The sequence below is a fragment of the Streptomyces sp. MS191 genome (genome assembly GCF_008042125.1).
Classification (GTDB): Bacteria; Actinomycetota; Actinomycetes; order Streptomycetales; family Streptomycetaceae; genus Streptomyces.
On the sequence record NZ_RDBI01000050.1, the window covers coordinates 36,677 to 52,913 of the forward strand.

The 16,237-nt window shown below is 74.3% G+C and carries 13 protein-coding genes; 4 read left to right on the forward strand and 9 right to left on the reverse strand.

The features are described from left to right. Nucleotides 1-25 precede the first annotated feature (25 nt). The 4 genes from EAO71_RS22340 to EAO71_RS22355 form a co-directional block, all read right to left on the reverse strand. On the reverse strand, nt 26-994 hold the full coding sequence (locus tag EAO71_RS22340; RefSeq protein ID WP_147979603.1) for a GDP-L-fucose synthase family protein: 969 nt from the start codon (nt 992-994) through the stop codon (nt 26-28). A gap of 116 nt (nt 995-1,110) precedes the next feature. Then, entirely contained in the window at nt 1,111-1,809 is a 699-nt protein-coding gene (locus EAO71_RS22345; RefSeq protein WP_147979604.1) for an ABC transporter ATP-binding protein, read from the reverse strand. Between the two features lie 35 nt (nt 1,810-1,844). Then, on the reverse strand, nt 1,845-3,329 hold the full coding sequence (locus EAO71_RS22350; RefSeq protein WP_147979605.1) for an ABC transporter permease: 1,485 nt from the start codon (nt 3,327-3,329) through the stop codon (nt 1,845-1,847). Nucleotides 3,330-3,418: 89 nt separating this feature from the next. Next, the gene (locus EAO71_RS22355; RefSeq protein WP_410093998.1) at nt 3,419-3,853 is read right to left on the reverse strand and encodes an ROK family protein; all 435 of its coding nucleotides are present in this window, start codon (nt 3,851-3,853) and stop codon (nt 3,419-3,421) included. Here EAO71_RS22355 and EAO71_RS22360 point away from each other — a divergent pair. Together EAO71_RS22360 and EAO71_RS22365 are read left to right on the forward strand one after the other, a co-directional pair. After that, nucleotides 3,842-5,278 (forward strand): acyl-CoA dehydrogenase family protein, encoded by a 1,437-nt coding sequence (locus EAO71_RS22360; protein ID WP_261992285.1) that lies wholly within the window; start codon nt 3,842-3,844, stop codon nt 5,276-5,278. The genes EAO71_RS22355 and EAO71_RS22360 overlap by 12 nt on opposite strands. A 286-nt stretch (nt 5,279-5,564) precedes the next feature. Further along, complete coding sequence (locus EAO71_RS22365) at nt 5,565-7,043, forward strand: glutamate--cysteine ligase family protein (protein ID WP_147979607.1); 1,479 nt, start codon at nt 5,565-5,567, stop codon at nt 7,041-7,043. Between the two features lie 88 nt (nt 7,044-7,131). Here the strand turns inward: EAO71_RS22365 and EAO71_RS22370 are convergent, their stop codons facing one another. The 5 genes from EAO71_RS22370 to EAO71_RS22390 all read right to left on the reverse strand — a co-directional run bounded on the left by EAO71_RS22370 (nt 7,132) and on the right by EAO71_RS22390 (nt 12,232). Then, nucleotides 7,132-7,356, reverse strand: coding sequence for a hypothetical protein (locus tag EAO71_RS22370; RefSeq protein ID WP_147979608.1), 225 nt, complete (start codon nt 7,354-7,356; stop codon nt 7,132-7,134). After that, a complete protein-coding gene (locus tag EAO71_RS22375) occupies nt 7,353-8,924 on the reverse strand; it encodes an amidohydrolase (RefSeq protein WP_147979634.1) in 1,572 nt (523 codons plus the stop codon). The genes EAO71_RS22370 and EAO71_RS22375 overlap by 4 nt, the downstream gene beginning before the upstream one ends. Nucleotides 8,925-9,015: 91 nt before the next feature. Then, nucleotides 9,016-10,056: an ABC transporter ATP-binding protein gene (locus EAO71_RS22380; RefSeq protein ID WP_261992286.1), complete on the reverse strand. Its 1,041-nt coding sequence runs from the start codon at nt 10,054-10,056 to the stop codon at nt 9,016-9,018. Continuing rightward, entirely contained in the window at nt 10,053-11,168 is a 1,116-nt protein-coding gene (locus EAO71_RS22385; protein ID WP_147979609.1) for a FecCD family ABC transporter permease, read from the reverse strand. Before EAO71_RS22385 ends, EAO71_RS22380 begins: the two co-directional genes overlap by 4 nt. Then, entirely contained in the window at nt 11,165-12,232 is a 1,068-nt protein-coding gene (locus EAO71_RS22390; protein WP_147979610.1) for a FecCD family ABC transporter permease, read from the reverse strand. Before EAO71_RS22390 ends, EAO71_RS22385 begins: the two co-directional genes overlap by 4 nt. 260 nt (nt 12,233-12,492) lie before the next feature. On the opposite strand from EAO71_RS22390, the gene EAO71_RS22395 reads away from it, so the two are divergent. Together EAO71_RS22395 and EAO71_RS22400 are read left to right on the forward strand one after the other, a co-directional pair. Further along, nucleotides 12,493-14,190 (forward strand): ABC transporter transmembrane domain-containing protein, encoded by a 1,698-nt coding sequence (locus tag EAO71_RS22395; RefSeq protein WP_147979611.1) that lies wholly within the window; start codon nt 12,493-12,495, stop codon nt 14,188-14,190. Continuing rightward, nucleotides 14,187-16,094, forward strand: coding sequence for an ABC transporter ATP-binding protein (locus EAO71_RS22400; RefSeq protein ID WP_147979612.1), 1,908 nt, complete (start codon nt 14,187-14,189; stop codon nt 16,092-16,094). The genes EAO71_RS22395 and EAO71_RS22400 overlap by 4 nt, the downstream gene beginning before the upstream one ends. Nucleotides 16,095-16,237 lie beyond the last annotated feature (143 nt).

Consider the following 16,237-nt stretch of genomic DNA (forward strand, 5'->3'; position numbering starts at 1 on the left):
ACGCGCGACGGCACGGCGTGGGGGCCTACCGCGACGCGCGCCACCAGGCGTAGGTGGAGGCGATGCCCTCGCGCAGCCCGATCGAGGGCTTCCAGCCGAGCGCGTGCAGCCGGGACACGTCGAGCAGCTTGCGCGGTGTGCCGTCGGGCCTGCCCGGGTCCCAGCGCACCTCGCCCCGGTAGCCCGTCACATCGGCGACCACGGCGGCGAGTTCGCGGATCGTGAGGTCCTCGCCGCAGCCGATGTTGACGGGCTCGTCGCCGTCGTAGGTCCGCAGCAGCAGGCCGCACGCCTCGGCCAGGTCGTCGACGTGCAGGAACTCCCGGCGCGGCGTGCCGGAGCCCCACAGCGTGAGCTGCTCGTGGCCGGCCTCGCGGGCCTCGTGGAAGCGGCGGATCAGCGCGGGCAGGACGTGCGAGGTCGCCAGGTCGAAGTTGTCGCCGGGGCCGTAGAGATTGGTCGGCATCGCGCAGACGTAGGCGGCGCCGTACTGCCTGCGGTACGCCCGGATCTGGGCGATGCCCGCGATCTTGGCCAGCGCGTAGGCCTCGTTCGTGGGCTCCAGAGGGCCGGTGAGGAGCGCCTCCTCGGTGATCGGCTGGGCCGCCTCCCGGGGGTAGATGCAGGACGAGCCGAGGAAGAGCAGCCGCGGCACCCCCGCGGCGTGCGCGCCGGCGATCACACTCAGCTGGATCCGGAGGTTGTCCTCCAGGAACTGCACCGGGCTCGCGCTGTTCGCCATGATCCCGCCCACCTTGGCCGCGGCGAGGACGACGGCGTCCGGCCGGGTCCGGGCGAGGTGGGCGGCGGTCCGGTCCGCGTCGCGCAGGTCCAGTTCGGCGCGCCCGCGCGTCAGCACCTCGTATCCGTCCGCGGTCAGCCGACGGGCCACCGCCGAGCCGACGAGGCCGCGGTGGCCCGCGACGAACACGCGGGCCCCCGGGGGCAGGTACGGCGTCGGTCCGGTCGTCGATTCAGTCATGAACCGGATCATGCCAGCCGATGAGGTATGAACCGTCGCACAGAGGACGTGACGCCCCGGACGGGTGGTCCTTCCGACCGGCTGCCGGTGCGGGGGCTTCAGGGCTGGACGCCCCCGCACCGGCGGTGTCAGGCCTCCACCGCGTCGGCCGGGCGATTCTCCTTGATCGTGATCCGCCCCTTCCGGATGGTCGCCAGGCGCGGCGCGCGACGGGCGATGACGCTGTCGTGGGTGACCATCACGAAGGTCAGTCCGTGCTCCTTCCACAGCCCTTCGAGGAGCTCCACGATCTCGTCGCGCATCGACTCGTCGAGGTTGCCCGTCGGCTCGTCGGCGAGCAGCACCTTCGGGCGCTTCACCAGCGCGCGGGCGATGGCGACACGCTGCTGCTGACCGCCGGACAGCTCGGACGGCAGATGCCCGAGGCGCTCGGCGAGGCCGACCGACTCCAGCGCCTCGGCCGCCCGGTTCCGCCGCTCGCCGGCCTTCAGGCCGAGCGGGACGAGCGCGGTCTCGACGTTCTCCTGGGCGGTGAGCGTGGGAATGAGGTTGAAGCTCTGGAACACGAAGCCGATCTTCTGGCTGCGCACGGTGGTCAGCCTGCTCTCCGAGAGCTTGGCCAGATCGATCCCGTCGAGCAGGACGCTGCCCGCCGTGGGGCGGTCGAGGCCGCCGAGCATCTGCAGCAGGGTGGACTTCCCGCCACCGGTGGGTCCCTGGATGACCAGACGGTCGCCCTCGCTGATGGTGAGGTCGACGCCGGCGAGCGCGTCGACTCTCTCCTGGCCCCTGCGGTACTGCTTGGTGACGCCGGTGAGTTCGTACATGGTGCAACTCCTGCGGTACGTGAAAGGGGTGGGGGCTACTCGACGCGGCGCAGGGCGTCGGCGGGGCGCAGCCGGGAGGCGCGCCAGGCGCCGAATCCGCCCGCGACCAGGCCGCCGCCGAGGGCGAGCACGACGGCGAGTCCGACGGTGGTGACGCTCACCGGCGCGGTGAGGGCGATGTCGAGGGTGTTGCCTCCGCCGCCCCCGGCGACCGAGGCCATCGGGCCGCCGAAGCCCCGGCCGCCTCCGCCACCGGGTCCGCCGGTCAGGGCTCGGGAGCCGAGTTCGGCGGTGAGGTTCGGGCTGATCGCGGTCACGAGGTACGCGCCGCCGAGACCGACGGCGATCCCGAGGGCCCCGCCGATGAGGCCGTTGACGAGGGCCTCGCCCATCACCTGCCGGGTCACCCGGCCGCTCTTCCAGCCGAGCGCCTTGAGCGTGCCGAACTCGCGGACGCGGCGGCTGACGGCGGAGGAGGTGAGCAGTCCGGCGACGAGGACGGCGGCCACGAGGACGGCGTAGGACAGCCACCGGCCCACGTTGGTGGCGAGGTTGGCGGCCGTGTCGAGGGATCCGGAGACGGTCTCGGCGAGGTCGGCGGAGGTCGTCACGGTGGTGCCGGCGACGTTCTTCTGGATCGCGGCCTTGACACCGTCGATGCGGGTGGAGTCGGTGGCCTGCACGTAGACCGTGGTGATCTGGTCCTTGGAGCCGGACAGGGTCTGCGCCTGCTTCAGGGGCAGGTAGACCTGGGCGGCCGCCTGGCCGCTGTCGGCCGTGGCGATGCCGATGACCTGGAACGCGACGCCCTTCACGGTGAGGGTCTTGCCGACCGAGAGGCCCTCCTGCTTGGCGTAGGCGCTGTCGACGACCACCACCTTGGCGTCGGTCTCGGTGGTCTTGAAGGTGCGGCCCGTGGTGATCGTGGAGGTGGTGAGGGGGCCGAGGTCCGGAGCGGTCACGTCGGTGCCGTAGAGCGAGAAGGAGTCGACGTCGAAGGCGGCGCCGCCGCCGGTGACGGTGTCGCTCCGGCCGGAGCCGCCTCCGGAACCGCCCGGTCCGCCGGGCTGGGCCGGCTGGGCCCCCCCTTCGCCACGCTGGATCTCGCCCCGCTTGAACTCGCCGTTGACCTTCAGGTTGGTGAGGCTCAGTCCGCCGACGGCGTGGGCGACGCCGTCCTGCTTCGCGACGGTGGCGACGGTGGACGCGGCGAGGGTCTGGAAGCCCTGGACCATCAGGCGGTCGCTGCTCTGTTCCTCACCGTCGCCCTTGCCCTGGAACTCGAACCGCGGCCGGTTCGGCTGCTCGCCCGCCTTGGGCTCCTCGCGTGCCTTGGTGACCGTGAGGTCGGTGCCCAGGCCGTACAGGGACTCCAGGACCTGGGTCTGCGCCTGCTTCATGCCGGAGGCGACCGAGTTGACGACGATGACCAGCGCGATACCGAGCGCGAGCCCGGAGGCGACGACCAGCGCCGCCTTTCTGCGACGGCGCAGTTCGCGCCGGAGGTAGGTGAAGAACATGGGCGCGAAGCTAGGCACCCGGGGTGATGGCCGGATAAGGCCGGGGTGAGAGGCGGATGAGAGTCGGACGGCAGGCGTCCGGCGGTGCGTCAGGCCGCGTACGACAAGGGGTCCGCGAGGACCTCGCGCAGGACGACGGCCGCCGCCCCGCGAGCCGCGTCCGCGGAGGCCGAGGCGGCGCGCAGCCGGCCCGCGGAGGGGGTCCAGAGGCCGGAGACGACCCGGCGGCCGAGTTCGGCCTCGACGGCCGGGCCCAGCCGGGACATCAGGCGCGGGTAGATGCCGCCGAGCACCACCGTCTCCGGGTCGACCAGGTTGACCGCGCCGGACAGGGCGAGGCCGAGCATGGTGCCCGCCTCCTCGACGGCGGCCACCGCGCGTGCCTCGCCGGCGTCGACGCGCCGGGCCAGCTCGTCGACCCCGGCCGGGCCTGCGGCGCCGCCGCCGTCGMCCTSCCGGACGCGGCTCGCGGGGCGGCGGCCGTCGTCCTGCGCGAGGTCCTCGCGGACCCCTTGTCGTACCACGACCGCTACGGCAACCGCGTCGACGAGGTCGACTTCCACCCCTCGTACCACGCCCTGATGGACGTCGCGATCGGCGAGGGCCTCGGCGGGGCGCCCTGGGCGGACAGCCGCCCCGGCGCCCATGTCGCCCGCGCGGCGGGCTTCATGGTGTGGAGCACCGCGGAGGCGGGCCACGGCTGCCCGGTGTCCATGACCTACGCGGTCGTCCCGGCTCTGCGCGCGGCGCCGGAACTGGCCAAGGAGTACGAGCCGTTGCTCACCAGCCGCGTCTACGACCCCGGGCTGCGCGCCCCGTCGGCCAAGCGCGGGCTGCTCGCCGGGATGGGCATGACGGAGAAGCAGGGCGGTACGGACGTCCGCGCCAACACCACGACGGCGACCGCCGCGGCGGACGGCACCTGGCGACTGCGCGGCCACAAGTGGTTCACCAGCGCCCCCATGAACGACCTGTTCCTCGTCCTGGCCCAGGCACCCGGCGGGCTGTCCTGCTTCCTGGTCCCACGGGTGCTTCCCGGCGGCGGCCGCAACACGTTCCGCATCCAGCGGCTGAAGGACAAGCTCGGCAACCGCAGCAACGCCAGCAGCGAGCCGGAGTTCGACGACACCGTCGCCTGGCTCGTCGGCCCCGAGGGGCAGGGCGTGCGGACCATCATCGAGATGGTCACGATGACCCGTCTCGACTGCATCCTCGGCTCCGCCTCCGGCACACGGGCCGCGCTCGGGCAGGCGGCGCACCACATCCGGCACCGCTCGGTGCTCGGCGCCCGGCTCGTCGACCAGCCGCTCATGCGGAACGTCATCGCCGACCTCGGCGTCGAGTCGGAGGCGGCGACCACCCTGGCGCTCCGGGTCGCCGGTGCCGCCGACCGCGCCCAGCGCGGCGACGACGGCGAGCGCGCGTTCCTGCGGCTGGCCACCGCCGTCGGCAAGTACTGGGTGTGCAAGCGCCAGCCGGCCGCCGTCGCCGAGGCCCTGGAGTGCCTGGGCGGCAACGGCTACGACGAGGCGTCGGGCATGCCCCGCCTGTACCGCGAGGCTCCGCTGAACGGCATCTGGGAGGGCTCGGGCAACGTCAACGCCCTCGACGTCCTGCGGGCGCTGGCCCGTGAGCCGGAGTCGCTGGAGGCGTTCCGCACGGAGGTCGAGGCCGCCGCGGGTGGCGACGCGCGACTGGACGCCGCCTGGCGGGACCTGCGCGGCGGACTCGTGCTCGACGAGGACGCCCAGCTCCGCTCCCGCCTCCTGGTGGAGCGGATGGCCCTGGTCCTGCAGGGCTCCCTCCTCGTCCGGCACGCCCCCCACGCGGTGGCCGACGCCTTCTGCGCCTCCCGGCTGGCCGGCGACCGCGGCCTGGCCTTCGGCACCCTGCCCGCCCGGACCGACCTCGGCGGGATCATCGACCGGCTCCCGGGGGCCACGGCCTGAGTCCGGGCGATCGGGCTCGGCCGACGGTCCCGCTCGCGCGCGGCACGCACGGCCTCGCGTGCCGCACGCGGGGCGGACGGGGCGTGCCGCCCCGTCCGCGGGCGGCCAGCCGGACGCGGCCCTGCCGCGCCACCGGCGGCCCGGCGCTCCACGGACCCGCCCCCGGTGGCGCGGCGGCCTCCCGCCCGGGGCCGGGACCGTCCGCGAGCGCCTTCGGTGGTTGGGGCGCCCCCGGAGTGGGACGCTGGACGTGGGGATCCGAGCCGTCGAGCCTCGGGAGGGCCGAATGGGACGCGATGTCCCGGCGCTGGAGTTCACCCGTGACGACCGCCGCCGGTTCCGGAACAAGATGCACACGTGCCTCGACGTCCTCGCGCGCATGCTGCGGGAGGCGCGCTTCGACTTCGAGCGGCCCCAGGTCGGCCTGGAGATCGAACTCAACCTGGTGGACGCCACCGGCGAGCCCGCCATGCGCAGCAGGGACGTGCTGGAGGCGATCGCGGATCCGTCCTGGTCGAGCGAGCTGGGCCGGTTCAATCTGGAGATCAACATCGAGCCGCGCCGGCTCACCGCGGGAGGACCGGACTCCTGGGAGCAGGAGATCCGGAACGCGCTGAACCACGCCGAGGAGAAGGCCTCGGCGCTCGGCGCGCACCTGGTGATGATCGGGATCCTGCCCACGCTGGAGCTGCAGGACGTCGGCATGGCGGCGCTGTCCGAGGATCCGCGCTACCACCTGCTGAACGAGCAGATCTTCTCCGCGCGGGGCGAGGACCTGCTGATCGCGGTGGACGGCGTCGAGAAGCTGCGGACCTACGCGGACACGATCACGCCGGAGGCGGCGTGCACGAGCACGCAGTTCCATCTGCAGGTCGCGCCGGACGAGTTCGCGGACTACTGGAACGCCGCGCAGGCCATCGCGGGAGTGCAGGTGGCCCTGGCGGCGAACTCCCCCTTCCTGTTCTCCAAGGAGCTGTGGCACGAGACGCGCATTCCGCTGTTCGAGCAGGCGACGGACACCCGGCCCGACGAGATCAAGGTGCAGGGGGTGCGGCCCCGGGTGTGGTTCGGCGAGCGCTGGATCACCTCCGTCTTCGACCTCTTCGAGGAGAACGCGCGCTACTTCCCGGCCCTGCTCCCGCTGTGCGACGACGAGGACCCGCAGAAGACCCTGGAGCACGGCGGGACCCCCGGACTGTCCGAACTCACCCTGCACAACGGGACGGTCTACCGCTGGAACCGCCCCGTCTACGCCGTCGTCGACGGTGTCCCGCACCTGCGGGTGGAGAACCGGGTGCTGCCCGCGGGGCCCACGGTGGCCGACGTCCTGTCGAACGGTGCCTTCTACTACGGCCTGGTCCGCGCCCTGGTCGACGAGGACCGGCCCGTCTGGTCGCGGATGTCCTTCTCGGCGGCGGAGGACAACCTGCACGCGGCCGCGCGGTACGGCATCGACGCGCACATGTACTGGCCCGGGATGGGCGAGGTCCCGGTGACCGAACTGGTGCTGCGGCGCCTGCTGCCGGCCGCGGACCGCGGGCTGGACCGCCTGGGCCTCGACGCGGCCTGGCGGGAGCCCCTGCTCGGGATCATCGAACAGCGCTGCGTCACCGGCCGCAACGGCGCGGTGTGGCAGTCGGAGATGTTCCACCACATCCACGACATCGACCACGCGGACCGGCACGAGGCGCTGAAGCGGATGACCCGGCAGTACATCGACTACATGCACCTGAACGCCCCCGCCCACACCTGGCCGGTCGACTGAGGTTCCGCACCGCACGGCGTTCCGCGGGGCCGTGGTCACGGCGTTCCCTCCGGGTCCGCTCGGGAGACGTGGCCGGTCCGGGCGGCTCTCAGCCGCAGGCGCGGCCCGGGTAGTCGTCGCTCTCCGGGGCGCCGGCCCGGCGCATCCGGCGCAGCACCTCGGGCAGCAGGTCCCCCGCGACGGGCGCGGGGATGTTGAGGAGCCTGTCGAAGACCATCGTGTCGTCGCCCGCGGTCCAGATGACCCAGCGGGGCGGCGAGGCCGGAGGCTGCCACAGGTGTGCCCACGGTGCGAGGTCGGCGCGGGTGCTCACGGCTTGCCCGCCTCCTCCGCGTCGCGGCCGTCCACGAAGGTGGCGACGACCTCGATGTCGCCGATCCGGGACGTGTCGACGCGACGCGGGTCGTCGCCGAGGACCACGAGGTCGGCCCGCTTGCCGGGGGTGAGGCTGCCGGCGCTCCCGTCCCACCGGCAGGCGTACGCGCCGGCGACGGTGTAGGCGCGCAGTGCCTCGTCGACGGTGATGCCCTCGTCCGGGCCGATCGAGCGGCCCGAGGTGGAGGCGCGTTCGACCATGAACTGGATCGCGCGCAGCGGGGAGCCGTCCGCGACCGGCCGGTCGGAGCTGCCGACGACCGTGACCCCGTGGTCGAGGAAGCTCCGCCCCCGGTACATCCAGGGGGCCCGTCGCTCCCCCATCACCGTCGCGTAGTCGTCGCCGAAGTGGCGCAGGAAGCCGGGCTGGACGACCGCGCTGACACCGAGCCGGGCGAAGCGCGGCAGTTGGTCCGGCCGGACCAGTCCGGCGTGTTCGATGCGGTGGCGGGCGTCCTCGCGGGGCCTGAGCGAGTGTGCCCGTTCCAGTGCGTCCAGAGCGAGGTCGACGGCGCGGTCGCCGATGGCGTGGACGGCGAGCTGCCAGCCGCCGAGGTGCCCGTCCACGACCAGGTCGGTGAGGCGGTCGGGGTCGTCCTGCAACTGGCCGGTGCCCTCGTAGGGGGAGGTGAGGGCGGCCGTGCGGGCCATCATGCCGCCGTCGGTGTAGATCTTGAGGGCGCCGACGGACAGCCAGTCGTCGCCGAAGCCGGTCCGCAGGCCGAGGTCGAGGGCGCGCGGGATGCCGTCGCGCTCGTGGGCGCCGGCCGGCCGCAGGGTGTCGGCGCCCGGCATGAGCTGTACCCGCAGCGGCAGCCGGCCCTCGTCGCGGAGCAGTTGGTAGGCCCCCAGCTCGACGGGGCTGTGCCCGAGCAGTCCGCCGCCGATGCCGGCCTCGGCGCAGGCGGTGATCCCCTCGGAGAGGCAGGCCCGGCCGGCGTGCTCGACGGCGTCGGCGAGTTCGCGCTGCGCGTACGGCAGGCGCAGGCGCCGTACGGCCCCCATCGCACTCTCTACGAGCAGGCCGTCGTCGTGGGGGACGTGGTCCGGGAGCAGGTCGAGCACGGCGTGGTTGACCACGCAGGCGTGGCCGGACCGGTGCATGAGGAACAGCCGGCGCCCGTGGCCGGCCCGGTCCAGTTCGGCGGCGGTCAGGTGGCGTCCGATGGCCCGCTGGTCGTAGCCGTCGACGTGCACCCAGTCGCCGGGGGCGCCGGTCCGTGAGGCGGCGTCCGACACGGCGGTCAGGACGTCGTCGACGTCGGTGAGGCCGGCGATGCTCGGCGAGCTCGCCTTCAGTCCTGTCCACGCCAGGTGGACGTGACTGTCGATGAAGCCGGGGAGGACGGTGGCGCCCTGGAGGTCGACGACCTCGCGCGCGGGGAGCGAGGTGACGGCGTCGTCGAGGCCGGCGATCCTGCCGCGCCAGATGCCCAGGTCGTGGGCGACGGGATGGTCCGGATCCATGGTGTGGAAGGTGGCGTTCGTCAGCCTCGTGCAGAGCATCATGCGGGGTGATCCGTCCTGGGTGTCGGATATGTGGGGCCAGGCGGGAGCAAGGGACGCCGCCGCGGGTGTCCGGCGGCGACCCGGGTGTCTACGGCCGGGATGCCCGGTCCGGGCCGGCCGTCGTCGGGCCGGCGGTGGCGGTGGCGGTGGCGGAACCTGCCGTGGAAGCAGCCGTGGAACCGGCCGTGTCCTCCCGTTCCGTCGTCCGGGACGCGTACCGTCCGGGCGCGGCCGGCACCATGAGCGGGGTGCCGGTCTCGGGGTCGTCGATGATCCGGCAGGGCAGCCCGAACACGTCCTCGACGAGTTCGGCGGTCATGACGCCGCCCGGGGCGCCTTCGGCCGCGACCGTGCCGCCGGGGCGCATCACGATCAGGTGGGTGGCGTAGCGGCACGCCTGGTTGAGGTCGTGCAGCACGGCGACGACGGTGTGTCCCTGCCGGGCGTGCAGGTCGGCGCAGAGGTCGAGGACCTCGACCTGGTGGGCGATGTCGAGGAACGTGGTCGGTTCGTCCAGGAGCAGGATGGGCGTCTCCTGCGCGAGCACCATGGAGAGCCAGACGCGCTGGCGCTGGCCGCCGGAGAGGTCGTCGACGGGCCGGTCGGCGAGTTCCAGGACCCCGGTCCGCCGCATCGCCTCGACGACGGCCGCCTCGTCCTCGGCGGACCACTGCTTCAGCATCCCCTGGTGCGGGTAGCGGCCCCGGGCGACGAGGTCTCCGGCCGTGATCCCGCCCGGTGCGGTGGACGACTGCGGGAGGAGGCCCAGCCGGCGGGCGACCTCGCGCGAGCGGTACGAGGCGATGGCCCGGCCGTCCAGGGTGACCTGACCGGCCCGCGGTCTGAGCATCCGCGCGAGGGCCTTGAGGAGCGTCGACTTCCCGCAGGCGTTCGGTCCCACGATCACGGTGAAGGAGTGGTCGGGGATGTCGACGCCCAGGCCGGTGGCCACGGTCCGCCGGTCGTAGGAGAGCGTCAGGTCCACGGCGCGCAGGCGGGAGCCCGGGCGGTCCGGCCGCTGGTCGCCGTTCGTCGGGGCGCTCGTCGGGTCGGCCTTCGGGTCGGTCGGCGCGGGTGCCTCCGTGGGCGTGGGCGAGGGCGCGGCGGTCGGTGACGACGTAGCGGTCATGCGCGGCTCTTTCGTGACTCGGTGATCAACAGCCAGATGAGGTACAGCCCGCCGAGGGTGCCGGTCGCCGTACCGACCGGCAGCAGCGCGGGCGCGAAGAGGCGCTGGGCGACGAGGTCGCTCGCGGCCAGGAGCAGCGCGCCCATGAGCGCGGCGGGTGCCAGGGCGGGACCGGAGGACGCGGTCAGCCGTCGGGCCAGTTGCGGCGCCGCCAGCGCGACGAACCAGATGGGGCCGGTCACGGCCGTGGCGACGGCGGCGAGGGCGACGGCGACGACCAGCAGGGCCGTCCGGGTGCGGGCCACGTTCACCCCGAGGGCCATGGCCGTGACGTCGCCCATCTCCAGCATCCCCAGGCGCCGGGAGAGGAGGAAGGCGGCCGGGAGCAGCAGGGCGACGGCGACGAGGACGGCGTTCGCGTGCTGCCAGCCGCGGTTGCCCAGGCTGCCGATCAGCCAGGCCTGCGCCTCCAGGGCCTCCTGCCAGGTCGCCCGGGTGATCAGGTACGAGTTGACGGCCAGGAGCAGGGTGCTGACACCGATCCCGACGACGATCAGGCGGAAGCCCTGGAGCCCGCGGCCCAGCATGAGGAGGTACACGGCGGCGGCGGTCGCCAGGCCGCCGGCGAGCGCGCCCAGGGCGATCTGGGTCATGCTGCCGTGGAGCACGATGATGACGACGAGGGCGCCGACGGCCGAGCCGTTGGTGAAGCCGATGATGTCGGGGCTGCCCAGGGAGTTGCCGGTCAGGCTGGTCAGGACGGCGCCGCTGACGGCGAGGGCGGCTCCGACGCAGAGGGCGGTCAGCAGGCGGGGCATGCGCAGGGTGTTGACGACGAAGTCGGCGCCGCCGGAGTCCTGTCCGAGCACGGCCCGCAGGACCTCGCCGACGGTGAGCTCGAAGTCGCCGGTGGCGAGGGTGACGAGGGCGACCGCGAGGAGCAGCCCGAGCAGCGCGGCGGACACGGCCAGGGTGCGTCCCCGTACCCGGACGGACACGGTGCCCGCGCGGCTGCGGATCACCGTGCCGCTGACGACGCGCGGGGTCCGGGCGGCGGTGCGCGCTTCCGGGACGCCGCAGTCGGAGCGGGCCGCCTCCCTCGCGGCGCTCACAGCATGACCAGCTTCCGGCGGCGGCACATCGCGATGAAGACGGGGGCGCCGATGAAGGCGGTGACGATACCGACCTGCACCTCGCCGGGGGCGCCCAGTACCCGGCCCAGGACGTCGGCGCCGACGAGCAGGACGGGCGCGAGGAGCATCGAGTAGGCCAGTACCCATCGTTGGTCGGTTCCGGCGACGAAGCGGGCGACGTGCGGGACGACGAGTCCGACGAAGGCGATGGGCCCGGCCGCGGCGGTCGCCGCACCGCACAGCAGCATGACCCCGGCGGCTCCCAGGGCCCTGGTCCTGCCGACGTTCAGCCCCAGGGCGCGCCCCATCTGGTCTCCCAGGGCCAGGGCGTTCAGGGACGGGGCGAGCCCGAGCGCGATCACGAGGCCCGTGAGGACGAACGGGAGGACGACGTGCACGACGTCGAGGTACCGGCCCGCGAGGGAGCCCACCGTCCAGAAGCGGAACTGGTCGAAGGCCCTCGGGTGGAGCAGGAGCACCGCCGCGTTGAAGGCGTACAGGACCGCGGTCACCGCCGCTCCGGCGACGACCAGGCGGTCGGGGCTGGCGACCTTGCGTCCGGAGGCGCCCAGGAGGTAGACGGCCACGGAGGTCACGGCGGCGCCGGCGAAGGCGAACCAGACGTAGCCGAGGACCGATCCGACGCCGAGGAAGGCGATGGCCACGACCACGCCGGCGGAGGCTCCGAGGCTGATGCCGAGCAGTCCCGGCTCGGCGAGCGGGTTGCGGGTCAGGGCCTGCATCAGGGCGCCGGACAGGCCGAGGGCCGCACCGACGAGGAGGCCGAGGAGGGTTCTGGGGACGCGGTAGTCGTGGACGATGACGGAGGTCTCGGACCCGTCGGGGTGCCACAGCACGCTCCAGGTGGAGGCGAAGGGAATGCCCCTGGTCCCCACCCAGACGCTGAGGAGTCCGACGACGACGAGTGCGGCGAGCACCGCGAGCAGGCCCGCGCCCCGGAGTGCCGTCGTGGTCCGTGCCGGCCGCGGGGCGGGCGGCGGGGTGGTCGGGTCCTCGGGCACCGCCTGGGCTTCGACCGGCAACGCGCACTCCCCCTGACGGTGGTTCAGGTGACCGCTGGCAGCCGCTGACGACTGCCGACAGCCGTCGGTGACCGTGGTGCGGCACGACGACGAGTCGCGACTTAGGTTAGCCTAACCGAACCCCTGATGACCGGTCAACGCGCTTCCCTCGCAAGGGAGATGGCCCGAACGAAGGGCCGAAAGCCGCCGCTCACGACCTCGGCCCGACCCCGGAATTAGAGTAGCCTTACCTAACCGATTGCCGTCTGTGCGGAGGTCGCATGCCAACGGGAGGACCGACCGGGGGGCACGTCCTCCGCCGGGCGATCAGGGGCCAGCGCCGCCGTGTCGTCACGGCCTCCCTGCTCGGTATGACCCATCAGGGCTGCGAGGCGCTGGTACCGGTGGTGATCGGCGCGGCGATCGACTCGGCCGTGGCCACCGGATCAGCCGGGCACCTGGTGCGCTGGCTGCTCGTCCTCGCGGCCCTCTTCCTCGTCCTGTCGACCTGCTACCGCACCAGTGCCCGGATCGCGGAGGGAGCGGGCGAGCACGCGGCCCACCGCCTCCGGCTGGAACTCGGGGCGCGCGTGCTCGATCCGCGCGGCGGCGCCGACGCGGACCGGCTGCCGGGGGCCCTCACCAGCATCGCCACGGACGACGCCCGCCGGGTGGGGTCGGTGGCCACCGTCCTCGCGTACGGCGCCGCCGCGGTCGCCGCCCTGGCGGTCAGCGCGGTGGCCCTGCTCCGCGTCTCCGTCCCGCTCGGACTCCTCGTCCTGCTCGGCATCCCGCCGCTGCTCTGGCTCGGACACCGCATCAGCGGGCCGCTCGAACGCCGCAGCGAGACCGAGCAGGAACGCGCGGCGCACGCCTCCGGTGTCGCCGCCGACCTGGTCACGGGCCTCCGCGTGCTGAAGGGCATGGGCGCGGAGTCGGCGGCGGTGTCCCGCTACCGGACGACCAGCCAGGACTCGCTCACCGCCGCGCTGCGCGCGGCCCGCAGCCGGGCGGGCCACGAGGGCGCGGTCCTCGCGCTGACCGGGGTCTTCGTCGCGGCCATCGGCATCGCCGGCGCGTACCTCGCGACCGACGGCGCCATCAGCGTGGGCGAACTGGTCGCGGCGGTGGGCCTCGCGCAGTTCCTCCTCGGCCCCTTCCAGCTGCTGACCTACGTCAACGCCGAACTGGCGCAGGGCCGTGCCTCCGCGCGCCGGATCGCCGACGTCCTCACCGCGCCCGCGGCCGTGGCGGGGGGCACGGAGACGCCGCGGGACGGCGCGGCCGGGCACGTCCGGCTGCGCGGGGTACGCCTCGGCGCCCTGGGGGCCGTGGACCTCGACATCCGCCCCGGCAGTCTGACCGGAGTGGTCAGCCGCGATCCGGCCGCCGCCGACGACCTCATGCGCTGCCTCGGCCGGGAGGCGGACCCGGCCGACGGACGCGTCGAGCTCGACGGCGTGCCGCTGACCGCGCTCGACCCGGACGGCCTGCGGCGCGCGGTCCTGGTCGCGCCGCACGACGCCGCCCTGTTCGAGAGCAGCCTGCTGGACAACGTACGGGCGGGTTCCGCCGCCGGTACGAGGACCGTCGCCGACGCGCTCGCCGCCTCCGCGACGGACGAGGTGGCCGGGCTGCTGCCCGACGGGACGGACACCGTGCTCGCCGAGCGCGGCAGATCGCTGTCCGGCGGCCAGCGCCAGCGGGTGGCCCTGGCCCGGGCGCTCGCCGCGGACCGTGCCGTACTGGTGCTCCACGACCCGACCACGGCCGTGGACACCGTCACCGAGTCGCGGATCGCCGCGCGGCTGCGGGACCTCCGCCGGGGCCGTACCACCGTACTGATCACGACCAGTCCCGCCCTCCTCGCGGTGACCGACCGGGTGGTGGTCCTCGAGGAGGGCACCGTGGCCGCCGACGGCAGCCACGCCGAACTCCTCGCCACCGACGAGGACTACCGGGCGGCGGTGCTCGCATGACGTCCACCGAGGAACACCGCGCCGTCGCGACGGCACAGACGGACCCGAGCCCGCCGGAGAAGACCGGGAGCGCGGCCGCGACGGCCGGGAACGACCGGCCCCTGCTGCCGACCGCCACCGGCGCGGAGAGCCTGGCGGCGCTCCGCGTCATCCTGCGCGGCCACCGGCTGCTGGCCGCGGCCGCCGTCGGAGTCCTCGTCACCGGCACGGCGATCGGCCTGCTCACCGCTCCCCTGCTCGGTCACGTCGTCGACGTGGTGGTCGAGCAGCGGGGCACCCGGGCCCTGACGGTGCCCCTGGCCCTGCTCGTCGCGGTGGCGCTGGCCCGCGGCGCGGCGGCCGCGCTCGGCGGCAGCCTCGTGGCCCGGCTGGGCGAGACCGTACTCGCGGCCGTCCGCGAGCAGTTCGTCGAGCGGGCGCTCCGGCTGCCGCTCGGGCGCGTCGAGGCGGCCGGCTCGGGCGACCTGGTCTCCCGGGTCACCAGCGACGTGTCCGTGATCGCGAAGTCGGTGCGCCAGGCCCTGCCCGAGTTCGCCCGCTCCGCCCTCACCATCGTGCTGACGCTCGCCGGACTCGCCGTCCTGGACTGGCGGTTCCTGCCGGCCGTGCTGCTCGCCCTTCCCGTCCAGGTGCTGTCCGTCCGCTGGTACCTGCGCAGGGCCGCGCCCGTGTACGCCGAGCACCGCGTCGCCACCGGCGCGCTGCAGCACCAGCTGCTCGACAGCATCGGCGGTGTGCGGACCGTGCGCGCCTTCCGGCTGAGCGACCCGCACGCCGCCCTCCTGGAACGCCGCTCGGAGGCGGCGCGCGACGTGGCGCTGCGCGGCCTGCACATCGTGACCGGGTTCTTCTCCCGGCTGAACCTCGGTGAGTTCATCGGCCTGGCCGCCGTGCTCGTGGCCGGCTTCCTGCTGGTCGACGACGGATCGGTGAGCATCGGCACGGCCACCGCCGCCGCGCTGTACTTCCACAGTCTCTTCAATCCGATCAACGCCGCGCTGTTCCTCATCGACGACGCCCAGTCGGCGGGCGCCGGCTTCGCCCGTCTCATCGGGGTGACGAACCTGCCGGTCGAGCCTGACCGCGGTGGCGGGAGGTCCCCGGCGGACGGTTCGGTGCGGGTGACGGCGCTCTGCCATGCCTACGAGGCGGGCAGGCCGGTGCTGCACGACGTCGGCCTGGAGGTCCGCAGCGGCGAGCGGGTGGCTCTGGTGGGCGCCAGCGGCGCGGGGAAGACGACCCTCGCCAAGGTCGTCGCCGGCGTCCACGAAGCGGTGTCCGGGTCGATCGCCCTGGGCGGCGTCGACGTACGGGACCTGGGCCCCGAGGGCGTACGGCGCACGGTGACCCTGATCAGCCAGGAGGTCCACGTGTTCGCGGGCCCGCTGGCCGAGGACCTGCGGCTGGCCCGGCCCGGGGCGACGGACGAGGAGCTGCGGGAGGCGCTGGCCCGGGTCGGCGCCCTGGACTGGGCGCGGGCCCTGCCCGACGGTCTCGCCACGGTCGTCGGCGAAGGGGGGCACCGGCTGACGGTCACCCAGGCGCAGCACCTGGCACTGGCGCGGCTGGTCCTCGCCGACCCGCCCGTCGCCATCCTCGACGAGGCCACCGCGGACGCGGGCAGCGCGGGCGCGCGCGTGCTGGAGAGCGCGGCGCTCCGCGCCCTGGAGGGACGCACCGGCCTGGTGGTCGCCCACCGGCTGCCGCAGGCGGCGACCGCCGACCGCGTCGTCGTCCTCGACCGGGGCAGGATCGTCGAGACGGGAACGCACGACGAACTCGTCGCGGCGGGCGGCCGGTACGCCGAACTGTGGGCGGCGTGGTCCGCCGGCCGTCAGGAGTCCGCGGTGCGCGTCCCGCCGCCGCCGGGCGACCCCGATGCGCCGGCGAGGACGACGCCGTGACGCGCTGACTACGGGACGGCGTGACACCGCGGGGACGGCTCCCCGCGGTGCCGGACCGACCGACGGGACATCCCCGGGGCCCACGTCCCCTCCCCGGGGGGCGGAACGCCGCCGCCCCGCGGAGCGGCTCTCCGCGGGGCGGC